General features: G+C 56.7%; 22 protein-coding genes. 11 read left to right on the top strand and 11 right to left on the bottom strand.

The annotated features are described in order from the left end of the window. Positions 1-6: 6 nt before the first annotated feature. Together ACQUTD_RS11455 and mdcA are read right to left on the bottom strand one after the other, a co-directional pair. Positions 7-867 carry a triphosphoribosyl-dephospho-CoA synthase gene (locus ACQUTD_RS11455; RefSeq protein WP_473275026.1) on the bottom strand — a complete coding sequence of 287 codons (861 nt, stop codon included), beginning with the start codon at positions 865-867 and terminating at the stop codon, positions 7-9. Continuing rightward, positions 867-2522 carry a malonate decarboxylase subunit alpha gene (mdcA, locus tag ACQUTD_RS11450; protein WP_473275028.1) on the bottom strand — a complete coding sequence of 552 codons (1656 nt, stop codon included), beginning with the start codon at positions 2520-2522 and terminating at the stop codon, positions 867-869. The genes ACQUTD_RS11455 and mdcA overlap by 1 nt, the downstream gene beginning before the upstream one ends. Before the next feature lie 272 nt (positions 2523-2794). Between mdcA and ACQUTD_RS11445 the strand changes: the two genes are divergently transcribed. Genes ACQUTD_RS11445 through ACQUTD_RS11435 form a run of 3 tightly spaced genes read left to right on the top strand, consistent with a single transcriptional unit; the run spans position 2795 to position 4923 of the window. Next, positions 2795-3811: a hydrolase gene (locus ACQUTD_RS11445; protein WP_473275030.1), complete on the top strand. Its 1017-nt coding sequence runs from the start codon at positions 2795-2797 to the stop codon at positions 3809-3811. Beyond that, a complete protein-coding gene (locus ACQUTD_RS11440) occupies positions 3812-4030 on the top strand; it encodes a YheU family protein (protein WP_072571265.1) in 219 nt (72 codons plus the stop codon). A gap of 23 nt (positions 4031-4053) precedes the next feature. Next, positions 4054-4923: a phosphoribulokinase gene (locus tag ACQUTD_RS11435; RefSeq protein WP_072571264.1), complete on the top strand. Its 870-nt coding sequence runs from the start codon at positions 4054-4056 to the stop codon at positions 4921-4923. A gap of 123 nt (positions 4924-5046) precedes the next feature. Here the strand turns inward: ACQUTD_RS11435 and ACQUTD_RS11430 are convergent, their stop codons facing one another. Beyond that, positions 5047-5451 (bottom strand): OsmC family protein, encoded by a 405-nt coding sequence (locus ACQUTD_RS11430; RefSeq protein WP_473275034.1) that lies wholly within the window; start codon positions 5449-5451, stop codon positions 5047-5049. 305 nt (positions 5452-5756) lie between these two features. Between ACQUTD_RS11430 and crp the strand changes: the two genes are divergently transcribed. Next, entirely contained in the window at positions 5757-6389 is a 633-nt protein-coding gene (gene crp, locus ACQUTD_RS11425; protein WP_000242758.1) for a cAMP-activated global transcriptional regulator CRP, read from the top strand. 53 nt (positions 6390-6442) lie between these two features. Beyond that, complete coding sequence (locus ACQUTD_RS11420; protein WP_473275046.1) at positions 6443-8527, top strand: YccS/YhfK family putative transporter; 2085 nt, start codon at positions 6443-6445, stop codon at positions 8525-8527. A gap of 42 nt (positions 8528-8569) precedes the next feature. On the opposite strand, the gene argD is transcribed toward ACQUTD_RS11420, so the two are convergent. From argD to ppiA, 5 genes are all read right to left on the bottom strand, one after another. Then, positions 8570-9790 (bottom strand): bifunctional acetylornithine/succinyldiaminopimelate transaminase, encoded by a 1221-nt coding sequence (gene argD, locus ACQUTD_RS11415; protein ID WP_473275049.1) that lies wholly within the window; start codon positions 9788-9790, stop codon positions 8570-8572. A gap of 86 nt (positions 9791-9876) precedes the next feature. Then, positions 9877-10440 carry an aminodeoxychorismate synthase component 2 gene (pabA, locus tag ACQUTD_RS11410; protein WP_473275052.1) on the bottom strand — a complete coding sequence of 188 codons (564 nt, stop codon included), beginning with the start codon at positions 10438-10440 and terminating at the stop codon, positions 9877-9879. A 110-nt stretch (positions 10441-10550) separates the two neighbouring features. Then, the gene (locus ACQUTD_RS11405; RefSeq protein ID WP_072571259.1) at positions 10551-11153 is read right to left on the bottom strand and encodes a putative adenosine monophosphate-protein transferase Fic; all 603 of its coding nucleotides are present in this window, start codon (positions 11151-11153) and stop codon (positions 10551-10553) included. After that, positions 11143-11313 (bottom strand): YhfG family protein, encoded by a 171-nt coding sequence (locus ACQUTD_RS11400; protein WP_088220945.1) that lies wholly within the window; start codon positions 11311-11313, stop codon positions 11143-11145. Before ACQUTD_RS11400 ends, ACQUTD_RS11405 begins: the two co-directional genes overlap by 11 nt. A gap of 105 nt (positions 11314-11418) precedes the next feature. After that, entirely contained in the window at positions 11419-11991 is a 573-nt protein-coding gene (gene ppiA, locus ACQUTD_RS11395) for a peptidylprolyl isomerase A (RefSeq protein ID WP_473275056.1), read from the bottom strand. 279 nt (positions 11992-12270) lie between these two features. Between ppiA and tsgA the strand changes: the two genes are divergently transcribed. The 6 genes from tsgA to ACQUTD_RS11365 all read left to right on the top strand — a co-directional run bounded on the left by tsgA (position 12271) and on the right by ACQUTD_RS11365 (position 19311). Then, complete coding sequence (tsgA, locus tag ACQUTD_RS11390; RefSeq protein ID WP_318376868.1) at positions 12271-13455, top strand: MFS transporter TsgA; 1185 nt, start codon at positions 12271-12273, stop codon at positions 13453-13455. Positions 13456-13760: 305 nt separating this feature from the next. Continuing rightward, positions 13761-16304 (top strand): nitrite reductase large subunit NirB, encoded by a 2544-nt coding sequence (gene nirB, locus ACQUTD_RS11385; protein WP_318362685.1) that lies wholly within the window; start codon positions 13761-13763, stop codon positions 16302-16304. Continuing rightward, positions 16301-16627 (top strand): nitrite reductase small subunit NirD, encoded by a 327-nt coding sequence (nirD, locus tag ACQUTD_RS11380; protein ID WP_072571254.1) that lies wholly within the window; start codon positions 16301-16303, stop codon positions 16625-16627. Before nirB ends, nirD begins: the two co-directional genes overlap by 4 nt. Before the next feature lie 115 nt (positions 16628-16742). Next, positions 16743-17549, top strand: a complete 807-nt coding sequence (nirC, locus tag ACQUTD_RS11375) for a nitrite transporter NirC (RefSeq protein WP_072571253.1) — start codon at positions 16743-16745, stop codon at positions 17547-17549. 18 nt (positions 17550-17567) lie between these two features. Continuing rightward, on the top strand, positions 17568-18941 hold the full coding sequence (gene cysG, locus ACQUTD_RS11370) for a siroheme synthase CysG (RefSeq protein WP_473275061.1): 1374 nt from the start codon (positions 17568-17570) through the stop codon (positions 18939-18941). A 199-nt stretch (positions 18942-19140) separates the two neighbouring features. Continuing rightward, positions 19141-19311, top strand: a complete 171-nt coding sequence (locus ACQUTD_RS11365) for a YhfL family protein (protein WP_321988180.1) — start codon at positions 19141-19143, stop codon at positions 19309-19311. Positions 19312-19380: 69 nt separating this feature from the next. On the opposite strand, the gene trpS is transcribed toward ACQUTD_RS11365, so the two are convergent. The 3 genes from trpS to rpe are packed head-to-tail and all read right to left on the bottom strand — an operon-like array spanning position 19381 to position 21809. Beyond that, positions 19381-20385, bottom strand: a complete 1005-nt coding sequence (gene trpS, locus ACQUTD_RS11360; RefSeq protein ID WP_072571251.1) for a tryptophan--tRNA ligase — start codon at positions 20383-20385, stop codon at positions 19381-19383. After that, positions 20378-21139, bottom strand: coding sequence for a phosphoglycolate phosphatase (gene gph / locus ACQUTD_RS11355; protein WP_072571250.1), 762 nt, complete (start codon positions 21137-21139; stop codon positions 20378-20380). The genes trpS and gph overlap by 8 nt, the downstream gene beginning before the upstream one ends. Further along, positions 21132-21809, bottom strand: a complete 678-nt coding sequence (gene rpe / locus ACQUTD_RS11350) for a ribulose-phosphate 3-epimerase (RefSeq protein WP_072571249.1) — start codon at positions 21807-21809, stop codon at positions 21132-21134. The genes gph and rpe overlap by 8 nt, the downstream gene beginning before the upstream one ends. Positions 21810-21820 lie beyond the last annotated feature (11 nt).

Raw genomic sequence — 21820 nt, 5'->3', positions numbered from 1 at the left:
ATCCTCTTAATCAGATAAATAAGGCAAGGTCGCGATACGGTCGAGCAGCAGCGTGGCGGCGAGTAAATCAGCCGCACCGCCCGGCGAGGCGTTAAGCGCCAGCATCTGCGCGTCAAGTCGCGCCAGCGCGCGCTGGCCCGCAGGCTGCGCCGTTCCGCCGGCTGACAGCACGGCTTTTGCGCCGTCACGCATGGTTTCCAGCCCGGTCATCCCGGCGCGGTTCAGCACGCAGGTATCGCTGAGCGAGGTCATGATCGCCATCAGCGCATCAAGCCGCGCCTGGGTTTCAGTGCCGCCGCGTTTACGGCTGGCTTGCAACTGCGGCAATGCCAGTTGGACGATGTGCGGAAAACCCTGCTGCGCTTCTTCACGTGCGCCGGGTACCCGATAACGATGGGTGGCGCGCAGGCCCTTGCTGAAGACTTTCGGGGCGGCGGCGTCCGGCAGTTGCGCCAGCTGTGCGGCGACATTTGCAATGTCCTCCGCAGTGCCCGCGCCGCCCAGCATCGCTGCCGCGCTGACCAGCAGGCCCAGCGCCCAGATCGCGCCACGGTGCGTATTCACGCCGCCGGTGGCAGCCATCATCTGCTGTTCGCCTTCGCGACCCAGTCGCCCGATAGTTTGTCGTAGCGCAATGTCTGCCGGACGTTGCCAGCTTTGTTGCGCCAGGGCATGAAACGTAGGGGTCAGGCTGCGCGCGGAACACTCCATCAGCGCCAGCGTCAGGTCGTGATGCGCCCCATTCCCCCGACTGTCCACCAGACCGGGCTTCGGGCTTAACCGTGCTTCGTCAATCAGACACTGGGTGGCGGTTCGCGCCAGCCATTCGGCACCTCCGCAAGCTTCAATCTGTGGCAGATGTTTCATTACCAGCTCCGGAATTTTGCAGGCGGGTTATAGAGACCGTCAGACCATTCCACCAGATCCGCCACACTACCGGCGGCCAGCAACGAACGGGTGGCGTCGGTGCGGCGAATGCCAATATCTTCCGGATAAACCACTTTGCCGCTGCGGCGCAGGTCGGCGACGCGTTTCGCGTCCACGCCAAGACCGATATCGGTGATCCCGGCGACGGCGGCGACCATCGCGCGACGCTCTTCCATGCTTTCGGCACGGTAGAGGTAAGCGATACCTTCTTCCGTCAGTACGTGCGTCACGTCATCGCCATAAATCATGACCGGGGCGAGTGGCATGCCGGAGGCCTTCGCCACGTCGATGGCATCGAGTTTTTCCACGAAGGTCGGTTTTGACCCTGCCTGGAAGGTTTCCACCATCTGCACCACCAGTTTTTTACCGCGCTGCATTGGGTCGGGTTCAGTGATCATGTTGAGCCACGCCGGGGTGGCATGACGCCGACCGTGCGGATCGTGCCCCATGTTTGGCGCGCCGCCGAAGCCGGACAGACGACCGCGGGTTACGGTCGAGGAGTTGGCGAAACCATCAACCTGTAAGGTCGAACCGATAAACATATCCACCGCGTACTGCCCTGCCAGCTGGCAGAACGCGCGGTTGGAGCGCATGGAGCCGTCGGCGCCGGTAAAGAAAATGTCCGGACGGGCGCGGATATACTCTTCCATCCCCAGTTCACCACCGAAGCAGTGCACACTCTCCACCCAACCGCTTTCGATCGCCGGGATCAGCGTCGGGTGCGGGTTCAGCGTCCAGTGTTTACAGATTTTGCCTTTCAGCCCCAGCTGTTCGCCGTAGGTGGGCAGCAGCAGTTCGATGGCGGCGGTATTAAAGCCGATACCGTGGTTCAGCGACTGCACCTGATGCTCGGCGTAAATGCCTTTGATCGCCATCATCGCCATCAGGATGTGTTCCTGTTTGATGAGGCGCGGATCGCGGGTAAACAGCGGTTCAATAAAGAAAGGTTTGTCCGCCACCACCACGTAGTCGATCCATGAACCGGGGATGTCGACACGCGGTAAATCGCATTCGTCATCCACCAGTTCGTTAACCTGCGCGATGACGATACCGTCGCGGAACGCCGCGGCTTCCACCAGCGCCGGGGTATCCTCGGTGCTCGGCCCGGTGTACAGGTTACCTTTGCGGTCAGCTTTGAAACCGGCGATCAGCGCCACGTTCGGCGACAGGTCAACATACAGACGGGAATAGAGTTCGATGTAAGTGTGGATCGCGCCGATTTCCAGCTGACCGTCTTCCAGCAGCTGCGAAATGCGCAGGCTTTGCGTACCGGAGAACGAGAAGTCGAGCTTACGGGCGATGCCCTTTTCAAAAATATCGAGGTGTTCGCTGCGGCCAACGCTTGGCATGATCATGTGCAGATCGTGCACTTTTTGCGGGCTGACTTGCGCAAGGGAGCGGGAAAGAAAATCCGCCTGTTTTTGGTTATTGCCTTCCAGCACCACTTTGTCGCCGGGTGCGATAAGTTTTTCCAGCATGGCGACCAGGTCGTCGGTCGGCAGCACTTTGCCTTCTACCGGGACAGAAGCCAGACGACGCTGTTTCTCGGTACGTCGTGTGTTCCATACCCGTGCAGGCGTTTGCCCAGATAACATTATTAACCTCCTGATTCAGCACATCATTTTGATTTGCTTAACACTGCACTAAGTGTGCGCTCTGGTGAGAAAGTCATCAATTAAGCCCTGTGCTTAATCATTAGCCTGAGAGTAATAATCAAAGTGACAATCTGTGATGGAGATCAGGAAAAGCAACGCAAAAAGTATCTATGGCAGGCAACGCATCAGGGCCGGAAACGCAATTTCATCCGCAGCAGCGGGGTTTAACAGGTATAGTAGTCGGCAGACTTTTAAGAACACATCGCACGATTATGGCTCAAATAACGCCCTTAGAGATCCCGGATACTGCCGCTGACAGCCTTGCATTTCGCCCACTGGCCGGCGCAGCCAATCCCCACCTGCAAACCATGCTGCCGCGCCTGATTCGCCGTCGGCTCCAGTTCACGCCCCAGTGGCAGCGCCTTGAGCTGCCGGATGGCGATTTTGTCGATCTCGCCTGGAGCGAAGATCCGCATGCGGCCAAACATAAGCCCAGGCTGGTGGTGTTTCACGGTCTGGAAGGCAGCCTGCACAGCCCGTACGCTCACGGCCTGATCAACGCCGCCCGCGCGCGCGGCTGGCTCGGCGTGGTGATGCACTTTCGCGGCTGTAGCGGCGAACCCAATCGCCTGAAGCGCATTTACCACTCCGGGGAAACGGAAGACGGCACCTGGTTTTTACACTGGTTACAGCGAGAGTTTGGCGCAGCGCCCACGGCAGCGGTGGGTTTTTCCCTCGGCGGTAATATGCTCGGCTGTCTGCTGGGCCAAAATGAACCCGATCTGCCGCTCAATGCTGCGGTGATCGTATCGGCTCCGCTGGTGCTGGAAGCCTGTAGCTATCATATGGATAAAGGCTTTTCGCGCTTTTATCAGCACTATTTGCTGAACCTGTTAAAGGGCAACGCGATGCGTAAGCTGAAGGCGTATCCGGATTCACTGCCGGTGGATCTTGCCCGCCTGCGTCGTATGCGCCGCATCCGGGATTTTGACGATCTGATCACCGCGCGTATTCACGGCTTTACCGACGCCATCGACTATTATCGTCAGTGCAGCGCCATGCCGGTGTTGCCGAGCATTCGCAAGCCGACGCTCATCATTCACGCCAAAGACGATCCATTTATGGATCATAATGTTATTCCGGCAGCGGGTTATTTACCGCCCAACGTGGAGTATCAGTTGACGGAACATGGCGGGCACGTGGGCTTTGTGGGCGGGACGCTGCGCCGCCCGGAAATGTGGCTGGAAAAGCGCATTCCCGACTGGCTGACAACATATCTGGAGGCGTAAATGATTATCCCCTGGCAGGATCTGGCAACAGAGACGCTCGACAGCCTGATCGAGAGCTTTGTCTTGCGTGAAGGCACCGATTATGGTGAACATGAGCGTTCACTTGAACAAAAGGTCGCCGACGTTAAGCGCCAGCTGCAAACCGGAGAAGCGGTGCTGGTGTGGTCTGAACTGCATGAAACGGTGAACATCATGCCGAAGAAGCAGTTTCGCGAATAAAACCAGTTTTAGGGAGCGTTGCTATGTCTGCCAAACATCCGGTGATTGCCGTAACGGGTTCCAGCGGAGCCGGAACCACCACCACCAGCCTCGCGTTTCGTAAGATTTTCGCGCAACTGGATCTGCGCGCCGCAGAAGTGGAAGGCGACAGCTTTCACCGTTACACGCGCCCGGAAATGGACATGGCGATCCGTAAAGCGCGCGATGCCGGACGGCATATCAGCTATTTCGGCCCGGAAGCAAATGACTTCGGGCTGCTGGAGCAGACTTTTATCGAGTACGGGCTGACCGGCACCGGCCAGTCGCGCAAATATCTCCATACCTATGATGAAGCGGTGCCCTGGAATCAGGTGCCGGGCACCTTCACGCCGTGGCAACCACTACCTGAACCTACCGACGTGCTGTTTTATGAAGGGCTGCACGGCGGCGTGGTGACGCCACAGCAGGACGTGTCGCGCCATGTGGATCTGCTGGTCGGCGTGGTGCCGATCATTAACCTGGAGTGGATCCAGAAGCTGGTGCGCGATACCAGCGAGCGCGGGCATTCACGGGAAACGGTGATGGATTCGGTGGTGCGGTCGATGGAAGACTACATCAACTTTATTACGCCGCAGTTTTCCCGCACGCACATTAACTTCCAGCGCGTGCCGACCGTGGATACTTCCAACCCCTTCGCCGCGAAAGCGATCCCGTCGCTGGACGAAAGCTTTGTGGTGATCCATTTCCGTAATCTGGAAGGCATCGATTTTCCCTGGCTGCTGGCGATGTTGCAGGGCTCATTCATTTCCCACATCAATACATTAGTGGTGCCGGGCGGAAAAATGGGGCTGGCGATGGAGCTGATCATGCTGCCGCTGGTGCAGCGGCTGATGGAAGGCAAGAAAATCGAGTGATTTTTGTGTGCCGGATGGCGGCGTGAACGCCTTATCCGGCCTACAGATTAAGCTTTTGTAGGTCGGATAAGCGTAGCGCCATCCGGCAGGGTTAGCGCAGCGCCACCCGACGCGCACCAAAAATCACCCCTCAATCACCTCAAACGAATGGGTGATATTGGCGGCTTTTTCCAGCATCAGCGCCACCGAGCAATACTTCTCTGCCGACAGATCCACCGCGCGGGAGACCGCCGCTTCTTTCAGCGCTTTGCCGGTGACGATAAAGTGCAGATTGATGTGCGTGAACAGGCGCGGCGCCTCTTCACGGCGCTCGGAGGTCAGTTTGACTTCGCAATCCGTCACATCGTGACGCCCTTTTTGCAGAATGGATACCACGTCAATGGCGCTGCATCCCCCGGCGGCCATCAGCACCATCTCCATCGGGCTTGGCGCTTTATCGCCTGAGTTGCCGTCCATCAGGATCTGGTGGCCTGAAGCGGACTCGCCCATGAACGTTAAACCTTCTACCCATTTGACTCTTGCTTGCATTTTATTCGCTCCGGCGCGGTAAATTTCCCTTCAGATTACGCGCACATAACAATTCTCGCAACGGAAGGCGACCTGCATCATGCTGAAGCGAGACACCAGGAGACACACAGCAAAAGCTATGCTAAAACATTCTGGCTGCTACAGTGATACATTGACGTTGCACATGTATGCAGACGACATCAAACATTAAAGGCTGGATTTTCGAACGGCCACTTCCCGGGAACAGGGAAGCATATGATTGCAACCCCAGAGGCAGAGTGTTCATCCTGGCTCTGGAGCCAGCTTATAACAGAGGATAACCGCGCATGGTGCTTGGCAAACCGCAAACAGACCCGACTCTCGAATGGTTCTTGTCTCATTGCCATATTCATAAGTACCCGTCGAAGAGCACGCTGATTCACCAGGGTGAAAAAGCGGAAACGTTGTATTACATCGTTAAAGGCTCAGTGGCAGTGCTCATCAAGGATGAAGAAGGTAAAGAGATGATCCTCTCTTACCTCAACCAGGGAGATTTTATCGGTGAACTGGGCCTGTTTGAAGAAGGTCAGGAGCGCAGTGCCTGGGTACGTGCTAAAACCGCTTGTGAAGTGGCAGAAATCTCGTATAAAAAATTCCGTCAGCTTATCCAGGTGAACCCGGATATTCTGATGCGCCTGTCTTCCCAGATGGCGCGCCGCCTGCAGGTGACGTCCGAGAAAGTGGGTAACCTCGCCTTCCTCGACGTGACTGGCCGCATCGCGCAGACGCTGCTGAACCTGGCCAAACAGCCGGACGCCATGACCCATCCGGACGGTATGCAGATTAAAATCACCCGTCAGGAAATCGGCCAGATCGTTGGCTGCTCCCGTGAAACCGTCGGCCGCATCCTGAAGATGCTGGAAGATCAAAACCTGATCTCTGCGCACGGTAAAACCATTGTGGTTTACGGAACCCGCTAAGCCCCTCAAACGGCGTATTGCATCTGCGAGACGCCGTTTTTGTTTGCATTCTCATGTGGCGCAGGCTGATCTATCACCCGGAAATTAACTACGCCCTGCGACAAACGCTGGTGTTGTGTCTCCCTGTGGCCATCGGCCTCGCCTTCGGGCACCTGCAACAGGGGCTGCTGTTTTCACTCGTTCCTGCCTGCTGCAACATTGCCGGGCTCGATACCCCCCATAAACGCTTTTTCAAACGCCTGATCGTGGGCGGCTCGCTGTTTGCGGGCTGTAGCCTGGCGGTGCAGCTACTGCTGGCGGAGAATATCGCCCTGCCGCTGATCCTCGGCGGGCTGGCGCTGCTGCTTGGCGTCACGGCGGAGATCAGCGCCCTGCACGCGCGCCTGCTGCCGGCGTCTTTGATCGCCGCCATCTTTACCTTAAGCCTTGCCGGAAATATGCCGGTATGGGAGCCGCTGCTGATTTACGCCTCCGGCACGCTGTGGTACGGGCTGTTTAACTGGCTGTGGTTCTGGATGTGGCGTGAACAGCCGCTGCGCGAATCCTTAAGCCTGCTCTATCGCCAGCTGGCGGATTACTGTGAAGCAAAATACAGTCTGCTGACCCAGCATGCGGATCCGGAAAAAGCCCTGCCGCCGTTGCTGGCGCGTCAGCAGAAAGCCGTGGATCTGATCAGCCAGTGTTACCAGCAAATGCACATGCTCGCCGCCAATCAGCATAACGATTACAAGCGTCTGCTGCGGGCATTCCAGGTGGCGCTGGATTTACAGGAGCATATTTCCGTCAGCCTGCACCAGCCGCAGGAAGTGCAGAAGCTGGTGGAACAGAGTCACGCTGAAGCGGTGATCCGCTGGAGCGCGCAGGTGGTCGCCGCGCGGTTGCGGGTACTGGCGGACGACATTCTTTATCACCGTTTTCCCGAACGCTTTAACATGGATAAGCAGGTCGGCGCGCTGGAAAAAATCGCCCGCCAGCATCCGGATAACCCGGTCGGCCAGTTCTGCGCCTGGCACTTCAGCCGTATCGCCCGGGTACTGCGCACGCAACGCCCGCTGTACGTGCGCGATCTGATGGAGGATAAGCAGCGCCGCCAGCCGCTGATCCCGGCGCTCAAAAGCTATCTGTCGTTTAAATCTCCGGCACTGCGCAATGCGGCGCGCATTGCCGTGATGCTCGCCATCGCCAGCCTGATGGGGATCGCGCTGCATCTGCCCAAGCCGTACTGGATCCTCATGACGGTGCTGCTGGTGACGCAAAACGGCTATGGCGCGACGCGGGTGCGTATTCAGCACCGGGCGGCGGGCACCATGGCGGGGCTGATTATTGCCGGTATCACGCTGCATTTTCACGTACCTGAGGGCTATACGCTGCTCGGTATGCTGGTGGTGACGCTAGTTAGCTATCTGATCATCCGCAAGAATTATGGCTGGGCGACGGTGGGCTTCACCATCACCGCGGTGTATTCGTTACAGCTGCTGACGCTGAGCGGCGACCAGTTTATTGTCGCCAGGCTTATCGATACGCTGATTGGCTGTCTGATCGCCTTTGGCGGCATGGTCTGGCTGTGGCCACAGTGGCAGAGCGGGCTGTTGCGGCAGAACGCCCACGACGCGCTGGAGGCGGACCAGGAGGCCATCCGCCTGATCCTCAGCGACGATCCGCAGCCCACGCCGCTGGCGTACCAGCGCATGCGCGTCAATCAGGCACACAATACGCTGTTTAACTCGCTCAATCAGGCGATGCAGGAGCCGGGCTTTAACACTCACTATCTGGAAGATATGAAACTCTGGGTGACGCACAGCCAGTTTATCGTCGAGCACATTAACGCGATGACCACCCTGGCGCGCGAGCACACCATGCTGACGCCGGATCTGGCGCAACGTTATCTGGAATCCTGTGAAATTGCGCTTCAGCGTTGCCAGCAGCGTCTGGAATATGACGGGCCGGCAGGCTCGGGGGATGCCAATATTCTGGAAGCGCCGGAGACCTTAACCCAGGGCCCGATGAGCACGCTGGAACAGCATCTGCAACGTGTTATCGGGCATCTGAACACCATGCACACCATTTCGTCGGTGGCATGGCGTCAGCGCCCGCATCACGGCATCTGGCTGAGCAGACGCCTGCGGGGTAAATCTTAAGTTTGCAGGCCCGTGCAAGCGCAGCGCCACCGGGCAACAGGGTTATCCGTGGACGATTTTCGCGACGGCCTGCGCAAAACGCGCCATGCCCTCGTCGATGTCTCTTTCTTCCACCACCAGCGAGGGCGCAAAACGCATCACGTCAGGCCCGGCGTTCAGCACCATCACCCCTTCGCTGGCGGCCGCATACAGGAAATCACGGGCGCGACCACGGTATTGCGGCTTCAGTTCTGCGCCAATCAGCAGCCCCATACCGCGAATATCGCTGAACACATTGTACTGCTCATCGATCTGTTGCAGATGTTTAACAAAGCGCTGGCGTTTTTCGCTCACCCCCTGCAACACCTCCGGCGTATTGATAATATCGAAGGCCGCGCCCGCTACCGCGCAGGCCAGCGGGTTACCGCCGTAGGTGGATCCATGGGAACCGACGTGGAAAGCACTGGCGATCTCCTGGGTAGTCAGCATGGCGCTGACCGGGAAGCCGCCGCCCAGCGCTTTGGCGCTGGTGAGAATATCCGGCGTCACGCCGTAGTGCATATAAGCAAAGAGTTCACCGCTGCGGCCCATGCCGCACTGCACTTCATCAAATACCAGCAGCGCCTGATGTTCATCGCACAGCTCGCGCAGCCCTTGCAGAAATTCCGGAGTCGCCGCCGTAACGCCGCCCTCACCCTGGATCGGCTCCACGACGACCGCGCAGGTGTGATCGTCCATCACCGCTTTGACCGCGTGCAGATCGTTAAAGGGCACATGGATGATGTCCGCCGGTTTAGGCCCGAAACCATCGGAATATTTCGGCTGTCCGCCCACCGACACGGTAAACAGCGACCGTCCATGGAAAGCATTGTGGAAGGCGATGATTTTCGTTTTATAGGGGCTGTGACGGGTGGAGGCGTAGTAGCGCGCCAGCTTGAAGGCCGTTTCGTTAGCTTCGGTGCCGGAGTTCATAAAGAGCACGCGCTCGGCAAAGGTGGCCTCAATCATTTTACGGCCCAGGCGCAGGGCCGGTTCGTTGGTAAAGACGTTGCTGGTGTGCCACAGGGTTTCCCCCTGGGTTTTTAACGCCTCAACCAGCGCCGGATGGCAATGACCGAGCGCCGTAACGGCAATACCGCCCGCAAAATCAACGTACTCTTTACCCTGCTGATCCCACACGCGGCTGCCCTTCCCTTTTACCGGAATAAATTCAGCAGGTGCATAAATCGGCAGAATTACTTCGTCAAATGTTGCGCGCGTAATTGCGTTTTGTTCAGTTGCCATGTCACGCCCATCCGTTTTGTGCTGTATTAATTATGAAAATATAAGCACAAAATATGCATAAAAAATCACAACAAGGCAACAAAAAATCATCGCGACAGGAAATTAGCCAGCAGTTCATGCCCCTGTTCGCTGAGGATGCTTTCCGGATGAAACTGCACGCCTTCCAGATCCCACTGCCGGTGGCGGATGCCCATTATTTCCTGCGTATCGCTCCAGGCGGTGACGTCAAAGCAGTCGGGCAGCGAGGCGGGTTCGATCACCAGCGAATGATAGCGGGTAACGGTTAACGGATTATTCAGCCCCTGAAACACGCCCTTCCCCGTATGGGTGACCGGCGAGGTTTTGCCGTGCATCACTTTTTGCGCCCGCACAATGCGCGCGCCAAACACCTGCGCAATCGCCTGATGTCCCAGACACACGCCCAGCACCGGCAGCTTGCCGGCGTAATGGCGGATCACCTCCAGCGACACGCCGGATTCATCCGGCGTACAGGGGCCGGGGGAGATCACGATTTTGTCCGGCGACAGGCTGTCGATATCGGCAAGGCTAATCACGTCATTGCGCCTGACTTCCACCTGCGCGCCCAGCTCGCAAAAGTACTGGTAGAGGTTCCAGGTAAAAGAGTCGTAGTTGTCGATAAGCAGGATCATGGTGCGGGATCTTTCAGTCAAAAAATGCGATGGGGGTAGTGTACCTGTTTTATTGCCCGGCGGCGCAGGCTTGCCGGGCCTACAAAAATACCGATCCGCCGGGCGTTGGCTTACTCTGCCTCTTTCGCTTCACTGACCACCTTGCTAAAGATTTTGGTCAGTGCAGAGAGATCGCCCATCGCGCCGCTCTGATTGGCCTGGCTCCAGGCATCCGGCTTGATGCCGCGCCAGTCCAGCATGTAACCGGCGTGGATCGCCAACTGCTCGAAGAAAATACGCTGGGCAATACCGTTACCAATGCGGAACGGGTGCAGCACGTTGATTTCGCAATAATAGTGCGCAAGGCGTTCGGTGAAGGCGTCTTTCTCAAGACCCTGCAACCAGTTTTCCACTTCCAGCTCCTGCATCAGGGCGTTGCCCTCTTTTTCGATGTAATCGAAATGGCAGAAACGCGTGTCGCCCTGATAGATGTCCACTTCGCGAATATCGCCCGCCCAGTCAAAAATATCTTGATACAGATGGCGGTGAATGGCGCACAGGTGCGGCAGGCCGGGGGTATCCGTGCCTAACGGCAGGGTGGCGGCGCGCAGCGCGGTAAACTGATACGCCGCTTCTTCCAGACGCTGTGTCTGACGAATGCCGAGCTTATTGCGCATCACATTGAGGCCGGGGTAAAGATAGGGATCGCGCCCGTCGCCAAACTTATCGCTCATGGTTCCCCCTTAACGCTTCAATGCGCGCGTTCGCTTCGTCGGCGCTCAGTTTGATCTCTTCACACTCGACGCCTTCAAGCCGTCTGCTGGCCTGGAAATTGACGTTACGCTGCTGTTCCCAGAGACGGGATTTTTGCCGGTCGGTGAGTTTTTTAGCCATGACGCCTCCCTGTTGTTGTCGCCCATGAGCCACAAGTATAAGCGGCAATCCGGCGTTGCGCAGGGAAGCGAAGAGGAGCACGGGCCGCAAAACCCGTGCAAAATGTTACGGCAGGACTTTCGCGGAAAGGATCACAACAGGTTTGGTTGGCACATTCTGGTAAGGGCCGACATCGTGCGTCTGCACCTGAGAAATCTTGTCCGCCACATCCATACCTTTCACAACTTTACCGAATACCGCATAGCCGAAATCGCGCTGACCGTGATCGAGGAAAGCGTTATCCGCTACGTTTAAGAAAAACTGGCTGGTCGCGCTGTCTTTATCCGCGGTGCGCGCCATTGAGATAGTGCCGCGGGTATTACGCAGGCCGTTATCCGCTTCGTTTTTGATCGGCGGATTGGGCTTTTTCTGCTGCATCTGCTCGTTGAAACCGCCGCCCTGCACCATAAAGCCCGGGATCACGCGGTGGAAGGTGGTGTTGTTATAAAAACCACTGTTCACATAGTCGAGGAAGTTTTGCACGGACACCGGGGCTTTCTGGCTGTTCAGCTCCAGTTCGATGTTACCGGCAGACGTGGTCAACAGAACATGGGGATCACCTTTTGCTGCCAGCGCAGCGGGGGAAATTGCAGAAAGAGCAAATACAGCTGCGACAGCCGCCAGAGTCATTTTAACCATGAGAATTCCTAAACATAGAGCGGTAAAAGAGCGAGTGGATAGATTCTAAAGAGGCGATAGCTCACAGGCCAGCCTTTTACCTAATTTTACGAAATTGAAACAGTTGTAACCTCACAAATTTATGATAAATAGCGGCCTAAAGTGTGAGCGATCTCATAATAAATACTGCAATAAGTTTCATATTCATTATTAAAGATTTAAATGTATCACTTTATTGCATAAAATCTGCCCGTTCACAGCGCTGTCAACGCGCTTTACACTTATATGCACAGGCCAGACATGACTAACAGCAACCGTATCAAGCTCACATGGATCAGCTTCTTCTCCTACGCCCTTACCGGCGCGTTGGTGATCGTCACCGGAATGGTGATGGGAAATATCGCAGAATACTTTAATCTGCCGGTATCCAGTATGAGTAACACCTTCACCTTCCTGAACGCCGGGATCTTAATCTCTATCTTCCTGAACGCCTGGCTGATGGAAATCGTGCCGCTGAAAACGCAGCTGCGCTTTGGTTTTGTGCTGATGATTCTGGCCGTTGCCGGACTGATGCTGACCCACAGCCTGGCGCTGTTCTCCGCCGCCATGTTCGTGCTCGGTCTGGTCAGCGGCATCACCATGTCGATTGGTACTTTCCTGGTCACGCAGATGTATGAAGGCCGCCAGCGTGGTTCGCGCCTGCTGTTCACCGACTCCTTCTTCAGCATGGCCGGGATGATTTTCCCGATGGTCGCCGCTTACCTGCTGGCGCGCAGCATCGAATGGTACTGGGTTTACGCCTGTATCGGCCTGGTGTACGTCGCTATCTTTATTCTGACTATCGGTTGTGAATTCCCGGCGCTGGGCAAACATGCGGCACCAGGCGACAAGCCGGTGGTAAAAGAAAAATGGGGCATCGGCGTGCTGTTCCTGTCCATCGCGGCCATGTGCTATATCCTCGGCCAGCTGGGCTTTATCGCCTGGGTTCCGGAATACGTGAAAGGCATGGGCATGGACGTCAGCGCTCAGGGCAAACTGGTCAGTGATTTCTGGATGTCGTACATGGTCGGTATGTGGGCGTTCAGCTTCATCCTGCGCTTCTTCGATCTGCAACGCATTCTGACCATTCTGGCAGGCCTGGCGGCGGTACTGATGTACCTGTTCATTACCAGCGCGGCCGACCATATGGCGTGGTTTATCATGGCACTGGGCTTCTTCTCCAGCGCGATCTACACCACCATCATCACGCTCGGCTCGCAACAGACGAAAGTGGCGTCGCCGAAGCTGGTTAACTTTATTCTCACCTGCGGCACCATCGGCACCATGCTGACCTTCATCGTCACCGGCCCGATTGTTGCCAGCAGCGGCCCGCAGGCGGCACTGTTCACCGCCAACGGGCTGTACGCGGTAGTCTTCGTGATGTGCTTTGCGCTGGGCTTCGTTACCCGCCATCGCCAGCATGGCGCAACGGCAACTGCACACTAATCTCTGCGCCCCTTTCCTGCCGGGAAGGGGCATTTTTTTGCTGTACTTCCCCGCATAAAAACACTACTCCATCCCTGTCAATGACCTCCTGATCTTAAGGAGTAGGTCGTTTTCTTAAAAACCCTGTTTTTTGCTCAGATTTTCCTCAACTCTGAAAAGCCTGACATTTCCTCAACTTAGAAAAATCCCCTGAAATCAGTCATCTACTCATTAAGGAGTAGTTAAAGGTGTAATTGATTTGCATCAATAAACGCCATTGCTGAATCGTTAAGGTAGGCAGTAATAGAAAAGAAATCGAGGCAAAAATGAGCAAAGTCAAACTCGCTATAATCGGTAACGGCATGGTCGGCCACCGCTTTGTTGAGGATCTTCTCGATAAAGCGGACGCCAGCCAGTTCGACATTACCATTTTTTGTGAAGAACCCCGTAAAGCCTACGATCGCGTTCACCTGTCTTCCTACTTCTCTCACCATACCGCTGAAGAGCTGTCGCTAGTGCGGGAAGGATTTTACGAGAAGCACGGCGTTAACGTGCTGGTCGGCGAGCGCGCTATCACCATTAACCGCCAGGAAAAGGTGATCCACTCCAGCGCAGGCCGCACGGTCTATTACGATAAACTGATCATGGCGACCGGATCCTACCCGTGGATCCCTCCCATCAAAGGTTCTGACACGCAGGACTGTTTTGTCTACCGCACCATCGAAGATCTGAACGCCATCGAAGCCTGCGCCCGCCGCAGCCGTCGCGGCGCGGTAGTCGGTGGCGGTCTGCTCGGTCTGGAAGCCGCAGGCGCGCTGAAAAACCTCGGCGTTGAAACGCATGTTATCGAGTTCGCGCCAATGCTGATGGCGGAACAGCTTGATCAGATGGGCGGCGAACAGCTGCGCCGTAAAATTGAAAGCATGGGCGTGCGCGTGCACACCAGCAAAAACACCCAGGAGATCGTGCAGGAAGGCGTTGAAGGCCGCAAAACCATGCGCTTCGCCGACGGCAGCGATCTGGAAATCGACTTTATCGTCTTCTCCACCGGTATTCGCCCGCGCGACAAACTGGCTACCCAGTGCGGCCTGGCAGTCGCGGCACGCGGCGGTATCGTGATTAACGACACCTGCCAGACTTCCGACCCGGACATCTACGCCATCGGCGAATGCGCCAGCTGGAATAACCGCGTATACGGTCTGGTCGCGCCGGGCTACAAAATGGCGCAGGTTGCCGTTGACCATATCCTCGGCAACACCAACGCCTTTGAAGGCGCCGACCTCAGCGCCAAGTTGAAACTGCTCGGCGTGGACGTAGGCGGTATCGGCGATGCGCATGGCCGTACGCCGGGCGCGCGCAGCTACGTGTACCTCGACGAAAGCAAAGAAGTCTATAAACGCCTGATCGTCAGCCCGGACAATAAAACCCTGCTCGGCGCGGTGCTGGTGGGCGACACCAGCGACTTCGGCAACCTGCAACAACTGGTGCTGAACGCCATTGAACTGCCGGAAAACCCGGACGCGCTGATCCTGCCCGCCCACGCAGGCAGCGGCAAACCGTCAATCGGCGTGGATAAACTGCCGGACAGCGCGCAAATCTGCTCCTGCTTCGACGTCACCAAAGGCATGCTGATCTCCGCCATCAATAAAGGCTGCCACACGGTGGCGGCGCTGAAAGCGGAAACCAAAGCCGGTACCGGCTGCGGCGGTTGTATCCCGCTGGTCACCCAGGTGCTGAACGCTGAGCTGGCGAAACAGGGTATTGAAGTTAACCATAACCTGTGCGAACACTTTGCGTTTTCCCGTCAGGAGCTGTACCACTTGATCCGCGTGGAAGGCATCAAAACCTTCGACGAACTGCTGCACAAATACGGTAAAGGCTACGGCTGTGAAGTCTGTAAACCGACCGTCGGCTCGCTGCTGGCCTCCTGCTGGAATGAGTACGTACTGAAACCGCAGCACACGCCTTTGCAGGATACCAACGACAACTTCCTGGCGAATATCCAGAAAGACGGCACCTACTCGGTGATCCCGCGCTCTGCCGGCGGCGAAATCACCCCGGAAGGGCTGATGGAAGTCGGCCGTATCGCCCGCGAATTTAACCTGTACACCAAAATCACCGGCTCTCAGCGTATCGGCCTGTTCGGGGCGCAGAAAGATGACCTGCCGGAAATCTGGCGTCAGCTTATCGAGGCGGGCTTTGAAACCGGTCATGCCTATGCCAAAGCGCTGCGTATGGCGAAAACCTGCGTCGGCTCCACCTGGTGCCGTTACGGCGTGGGCGACAGCGTGGGCTTCGGCGTCGAGCTGGAAAACCGCTACAAAGGCATCCGCACCCCGCACAAAATGAAATTTGGCGTGTCCGGCTGTACCCGTGAATGTGCGGAAGCGCAGGGTAAAGACGTGGGCATCATCGCCACCGATAAAGGCTGGAACCTGTACGTCTGCGGTAACGGCGGTATGAAACCACGCCACGCAGACCTGCTGGCGGCGGATCTTGATCGCGATACGCTGGTGAAATACCTCGACCGCTTCATGATGTTCTACATCCGCACCGCCGACAAGCTGACCCGTACCGCGCCATGGCTGGAAAATATGGAAGGCGGCATTGATTACCTGAAGAGCGTGATCATTGACGACAAGCTGGGCCTGAACGCGCAGCTGGAAGCAGAAATGACCCGTCTGCGTGAGGCGGTGGTCTGCGAGTGGACCGAAACCGTGAAGGATCCGCAGGCGCAGGTGCGCTTCAGACACTTCATTAACAGCCCGCAGCGCGATCCGAATGTGCAGATCGTCCCGGAACGTCAACAGCATCGCCCGGCCACGCCTTATGAGCGTATCCCGGTGACCATGGTGGAGGAAACCGTATGAGCCAGTGGAACACTATCTGCAACATCGCTGACATCATTCCACAGACCGGCGTTTGCGCGTTGGTGAACGATCAGCAGGTGGCGATTTTTCGCCCGCGTCAGGACGAGGAAGTTTTTGCCATCAGCAATATCGACCCGTTTTTTGAAGCGAGCGTGCTGTCGCGCGGCCTGATTGCCGAGCACAACGGCGAGCTGTGGGTCGCCAGCCCGCTGAAAAAACAGCGCTTCCGTCTGCGGGACGGGCTGTGCATGGAGGATGAAAGCCACTCGGTCGCGCATTTTGACGCGCGGGTGAAGGATGGCGAAGTGCAGGTACGCTGTTAAGCATTCAGGGAGGCGCAACGCCTCCCCTTTTTTAAATTTTTATTTTCTTTTTAATTTTTCACACAACATCATTTTTGCGGCATCCCAAAGGATGACGTGTTAAAGGATAATCAACATGTTTACCGACACCATTAATAAATGTGCCGCGAACGCGGCGCGAATTGCCCGGCTCTCGGCGCAAAACCCACTCGGCTTCTGGATCAGCTCCGCCATGGCGGGCGCTTATGTAGGGCTGGGTATTATCCTCATCTTTACCCTCGGTAATCTGCTCGATCCCAGCGTTCGTCCGCTGGTGATGGGCGCGACCTTCGGGATTGCGTTAACGCTGGTGATTATTGCCGGTTCTGAATTATTCACCGGTCACACCATGTTTCTGACCTTCGGCGTCAAAGCGGGCACCATCAGCCACGGCCAAATGTGGACTATTCTGCCGCAAACCTGGCTTGGCAACCTGATCGGTTCGGTGTTCGTCGCGCTGCTCTATAACTGGGGCGGCGGCAGCCTGTTACCGCTGGATACCAGTCTGGTTCATACCGCGGCGCTGGCGAAAACCACCGCGCCCGCAGGCGTACTGTTCTTTAAAGGCGCACTGTGTAACTGGCTGGTTTGTCTGGCGATCTGGATGGCGGTACGCACAGAAGGCGCGGCAAAATTCCTCGCTATCTGGTGGTGCCTGCTGGCGTTTATCGCCTCCGGTTACGAGCACTCCGTTGCCAACATGACGCTGTTCGCCCTCTCCTGGTTTGGGCATCACAGCGAAGCCTATACCCTCTCCGGAATTGGTCATAACCTCTTGTGGGTAACCCTGGGCAATACTTTATCTGGTGCCGTATTTATGGGACTGGGTTATTGGTATGCTACTCCTCGTGCTGAACGCCCGGTACCGGCGAAAGCGACGCTCACGGAAACCCTGGGCCAATAAAAATAATGAGGTAATGTCGTGCACCATCTTCCCATCTTTTGTCAATTACGCGGTCGTGACTGCCTGCTGGTCGGCGGTGGCGATGTCGCAGAACGTAAAGCCCGACTGTTGATGGAAGCCGGTGCGCGGCTCACCGTTAATGCGCTGGCCTTTTCGCCGCAGTTTACCGTCTGGGCAAACGAAGGCATGTTAACGCTGGCGCAGGGCGATTTTAATGAAGCGCTGCTCGACACCACCTGGCTGGTGATTGCCGCCACCGACGATAACGACGTCAATCAGCGCGTCAGCGATGCCGCCGAAGCGCGGCGTATTTTCTGCAACGTGGTGGATGCGCCGAAAGAAGCCAGTTTTATCATGCCGTCCATTATTGACCGTTCGCCGCTGATGGTGGCGGTCTCCTCGGGCGGCACCTCCCCCGTGCTGGCCCGTCTGCTGCGTGAAAAACTCGAAGCCGTGCTGCCGCAGCATCTCGGGCAGCTTGCGGGCTACGCGGGTAAACTGCGCGATCGCGTGAAAACCCACTTTGATAACGTGGGCGAGCGCCGCCGTTTCTGGGAAAAATTCTTTGTCAACGATCGCCTCGCCCAGTCGCTCGCCAATGACGATACTCAGGCCGTCAGCGACGTCACCGAACAGCTGCTGAATGAGCCGCTGGATAAACGCGGCGAAGTGGTGCTGGTGGGCGCAGGGCCGGGCGATGCCGGGCTGCTGACCTTAAAAGGCCTGCAACAGATCCAGCAGGCGGATGTGGTAGTCTATGACCGTCTGGTCTCCGACGACATTATGAACCTGGTACGCCGCGACGCCGACCGCATCTTCGTCGGTAAACGCGCCGGTTACCACTGCGTGCCGCAGGAAGAGATTAACCAGATCCTGCTGCGCGCCGCGCAGTCCGGTAAACGCGTCGTGCGTCTGAAAGGCGGCGATCCCTTTATCTTCGGACGTGGCGGCGAGGAGCTGGAAACCCTGTGTCATGCGGGCATTCCTTTCTCTGTGGTGCCGGGCATTACGGCAGCTTCCGGATGTTCAGCCTATTCCGGCATTCCGCTGACCCACCGTGACTACGCCCAGAGCGTGCGGCTGATCACCGGCCATCTCAAAACCGGCGGGGAACTGGACTGGGCCAACCTTGCCGCCGAAAAACAGACGCTGGTGTTTTACATGGGGCTGAATCAGGCCGCGACTATCCAGGCGCAGCTGATCGACCACGGCATGGAAAGCGATATGCCGGTGGCGCTGGTGGAAAACGGTACTTCGGTTAAGCAGCGGGTCGTTAGCGGTTCGCTCAATGAACTGGGGGAACTGGCAACCCAGGTGGCAAGCCCGGCGCTGATTATTGTTGGTCGCGTGGTCGCCTTGCGCGATAAGCTTAACTGGTTCTCAAACTATTGATATCTTCAGATAAAGCCAGCGCAGCCTGGCTTTATTCATTTTTCTGTCCACGTTACCAGTCCGGCTCCGGACTAAGAGATCCCCTTAAAGTTCAATATAATCATGCAGTTATAATTGACCATGGAAATATTGCGTTCTGCAAATATCCACGTCAATTATGAAAAACATGCTGATTACTATGAATAACAAGGAAGATCGAATGAAGAAGATTATTAAAATCACTGCGCTGATTGCAGCTGTTGCAACCCTCTCCGCCTGCACAGGTCACGTGCAGAACAAAGCCAACAACTGCAGCTATGACTACCTGCTGCATCCGGCCATTTCTATTTCTAAAATCGTCGGCGGCTGCGGCCCGGCGGCAGCGCAGTAAGGCTCTGAATCACTCTTGCGCCGATACAAAAAAACCGGGAATTTCCCGGTTTTTTTCTGAACGAATGCGTTACGGCTTCGCGACAAAACCAATGGCTTCGTACACTTTTTTCAGCGTCACGGCGGCATGGGCGCTGGCTTTCTCTGCCCCTTCGCGCATGATTTTTTGCAGGAAGGCTTCGTCATTGCGGTAGCGGTGATAGCGTTCCTGTAGCTCAGTCAGCATAGCGGATACCGCGTCCGCCACTTCGCCCTTCAGGTGGCCATACATTTTGCCTTCAAAATGCTGCTCCAGCTCCGGGATGCTCTTACCGGTCACGGCAGAGAGAATGTCCAGCAGGTTAGAAACGCCCGCTTTGTTCTGCACGTCATAACGCACGACTGCCGGTTCGTCGGAGTCGGTTACCGCACGTTTGATTTTCTTCACGACCGACTTCGGATCTTCCAGCAGGCCGATAACGTTGTTGCGGTTATCATCGGACTTGGACATTTTTTTCGTCGGCTCAAGCAGGGACATCACGCGCGCGCCGGATTTCGGAATAAAAGGTTCCGGCACTTTAAAGACGTCGCCGTAGATGGCGTTGAAGCGCTGCGCAATATCGCGGCTCAGCTCAAGGTGCTGCTTCTGATCTTCACCCACCGGCACCTGGTTGGTCTGATAGAGCAGAATATCGGCGGCCATCAGCACCGGGTAATCAAACAGACCGGCGTTGATGTTTTCGGAATAGCGCGCTGATTTGTCTTTGAACTGCGTCATGCGGCTTAACTCACCGAAATAGGTGTAGCAGTTCAGCGCCCAGCCCAGCTGCGCGTGCTCCGGCACGTGCGACTGTACGAAGATGGTGCTTTTTTCCGGATCGATACCGCATGCCAGATAGAGCGCCAGTGTGTCGAGGGTGGCCTTACGCAGCTTTTCAGGATCCTGGCGGGCGGTGATGGCATGCAGGTCAACGATGCAGTAAATGCAGTGGTAATCATCCTGCATACCTACCCACTGACGCAGCGCACCCATATAGTTACCGATGGTCAGTTCACCTGAAGGCTGTGCGCCACTAAATACGATGGGCTTAGTCATGATTTTCTTCCTGATCCTCGCTGTGCGGGAGCCCGAGCACGGGCAGTAAATCGTTAAAGCGGTCGAACACGTGATCCGGCTCGCTAAGCGTAATGGCTTCACCGTAGTTGTAGCCGTAAGTCAGGCCAACAGAGCAACAGCCTGCGGCACGTGCCGCCAGAATATCATTGCGGGAATCGCCGACAAAGAGCAACGCCTGCGGTTCGATGCCCAGCTTTTCCGCCACCAGCAGCAGCGGCTCCGGGTGCGGCTTTTTGTTTTTTACGTCATCGCCGCCGATCACCACGCTGAAGAAACGGGCAATATTAAGCGCCTCCAGCAGCGGCGCGACAAATGGCGTCGGTTTGTTAGTGACCAGCGCCAGCGGCAGGCCCTGCGCCTGTAGGGCGGCCAGCGTCTGTTCAACGCCGGGGAACAGGAAACTGCCCTCTTCCACCACGTCGGCATAATAACGATCGAACAGTTTACGCAGCATGCGCACCTGCTCTTCTTCCGGAATATCGGCCTGGTCAACGGCAGGTTTACCCATTGAAGAGCGTAAAGCCGCGCGCTCCTGTCGGGCCCAGTTCAGCGCCCGCTGCATCAGCACATCAGCGCCGTTGCCAATCCAGGTGATCACACGCTCTTCCCCCGCCTGCGGCAGTTCCAGCGCGTAGAGCGCCATGTCCACCGCATGGGTTAAGCCCGGCGCGCTGTCAACCAGCGTGCCGTCGAGATCGAATGCCACGCCACGAATATCCTGCATCTTATTCATGACCGACCTTTGCGAGTTCGCTGCGCATTTCATCAATCACCTGCTTATAGTCTGGCTTGTCAAAAATGGCTGAGCCTGCCACAAACATGTCAGCACCGGCAGCGGCGATATCGCGGATATTGCTCGCCTTCACGCCGCCGTCCACTTCCAGACGAATATCCCGGCCGGAAGCGTCAATGCGGCGACGCACTTCGCGCAGCTTATCCAGCGTGTGCGGAATAAATGACTGACCGCCAAAGCCGGGGTTGACGGACATCAGCAGGATCACGTCCAGCTTGTCCATCACATAATCGAGGTAGTTCAGGGAGGTGGCCGGATTCAACACCAGCCCGGCTTTACAGCCGTGTTCTTTGATCAGTTGCAGCGTGCGGTCCACGTGCTCGGACGCTTCAGGATGAAAGGTGATTATGCTGGCGCCCGCCGCGGCAAAATCCGGCACCAGTCTGTCGACCGGTTTTACCATCAGATGCACGTCAATCGGGGCGGTGATGCCGTAATTGCGCAGGGATTTCAGCACCATCGGACCCATGGTCAGGTTCGGCACATAATGGTTATCCATCACGTCAAAATGCACCACATCACCACCGGCAGCCAGCGCTTTCGCGGTATCTTCACCCAGGCGGGCAAAATCAGCCGACAGAATCGAAGGGGCTATTAAATACTGTTTCATCCGCATCTCCT

Source organism: Enterobacter sp. K510, assembly GCF_055804875.1.
The sequence above is the reverse complement of the archived record's forward strand: the minus strand, read 5'-3'. Positions and strand labels throughout refer to the sequence as shown.

Bases quoted from the DNA above. Each gene is read 5' to 3' on its own strand.
- ACQUTD_RS11455 (WP_473275026.1), bottom strand. From the start codon at position 867: ATGAAACATCTGCCACAGATTGAAGCTTGCGGAGGTGCCGAATGGCTG.
- mdcA (WP_473275028.1), bottom strand. From the start codon at position 2,522: ATGTTATCTGGGCAAACGCCTGCACGGGTATGGAACACACGACGTACC.
- ACQUTD_RS11445 (WP_473275030.1), top strand. From the start codon at position 2,795: ATGGCTCAAATAACGCCCTTAGAGATCCCGGATACTGCCGCTGACAGC.
- ACQUTD_RS11440 (WP_072571265.1), top strand. From the start codon at position 3,812: ATGATTATCCCCTGGCAGGATCTGGCAACAGAGACGCTCGACAGCCTG.
- ACQUTD_RS11435 (WP_072571264.1), top strand. From the start codon at position 4,054: ATGTCTGCCAAACATCCGGTGATTGCCGTAACGGGTTCCAGCGGAGCC.
- ACQUTD_RS11430 (WP_473275034.1), bottom strand. From the start codon at position 5,451: ATGCAAGCAAGAGTCAAATGGGTAGAAGGTTTAACGTTCATGGGCGAG.
- crp (WP_000242758.1), top strand. From the start codon at position 5,757: ATGGTGCTTGGCAAACCGCAAACAGACCCGACTCTCGAATGGTTCTTG.
- ACQUTD_RS11420 (WP_473275046.1), top strand. From the start codon at position 6,443: ATGTGGCGCAGGCTGATCTATCACCCGGAAATTAACTACGCCCTGCGA.
- argD (WP_473275049.1), bottom strand. From the start codon at position 9,790: ATGGCAACTGAACAAAACGCAATTACGCGCGCAACATTTGACGAAGTA.
- pabA (WP_473275052.1), bottom strand. From the start codon at position 10,440: ATGATCCTGCTTATCGACAACTACGACTCTTTTACCTGGAACCTCTAC.
- ACQUTD_RS11405 (WP_072571259.1), bottom strand. From the start codon at position 11,153: ATGAGCGATAAGTTTGGCGACGGGCGCGATCCCTATCTTTACCCCGGC.
- ACQUTD_RS11400 (WP_088220945.1), bottom strand. From the start codon at position 11,313: ATGGCTAAAAAACTCACCGACCGGCAAAAATCCCGTCTCTGGGAACAG.
- ppiA (WP_473275056.1), bottom strand. From the start codon at position 11,991: ATGGTTAAAATGACTCTGGCGGCTGTCGCAGCTGTATTTGCTCTTTCT.
- tsgA (WP_318376868.1), top strand. From the start codon at position 12,271: ATGACTAACAGCAACCGTATCAAGCTCACATGGATCAGCTTCTTCTCC.
- nirB (WP_318362685.1), top strand. From the start codon at position 13,761: ATGAGCAAAGTCAAACTCGCTATAATCGGTAACGGCATGGTCGGCCAC.
- nirD (WP_072571254.1), top strand. From the start codon at position 16,301: ATGAGCCAGTGGAACACTATCTGCAACATCGCTGACATCATTCCACAG.
- nirC (WP_072571253.1), top strand. From the start codon at position 16,743: ATGTTTACCGACACCATTAATAAATGTGCCGCGAACGCGGCGCGAATT.
- ACQUTD_RS11365 (WP_321988180.1), top strand. From the start codon at position 19,141: ATGAAGAAGATTATTAAAATCACTGCGCTGATTGCAGCTGTTGCAACC.
- trpS (WP_072571251.1), bottom strand. From the start codon at position 20,385: ATGACTAAGCCCATCGTATTTAGTGGCGCACAGCCTTCAGGTGAACTG.
- gph (WP_072571250.1), bottom strand. From the start codon at position 21,139: ATGAATAAGATGCAGGATATTCGTGGCGTGGCATTCGATCTCGACGGC.
- rpe (WP_072571249.1), bottom strand. From the start codon at position 21,809: ATGAAACAGTATTTAATAGCCCCTTCGATTCTGTCGGCTGATTTTGCC.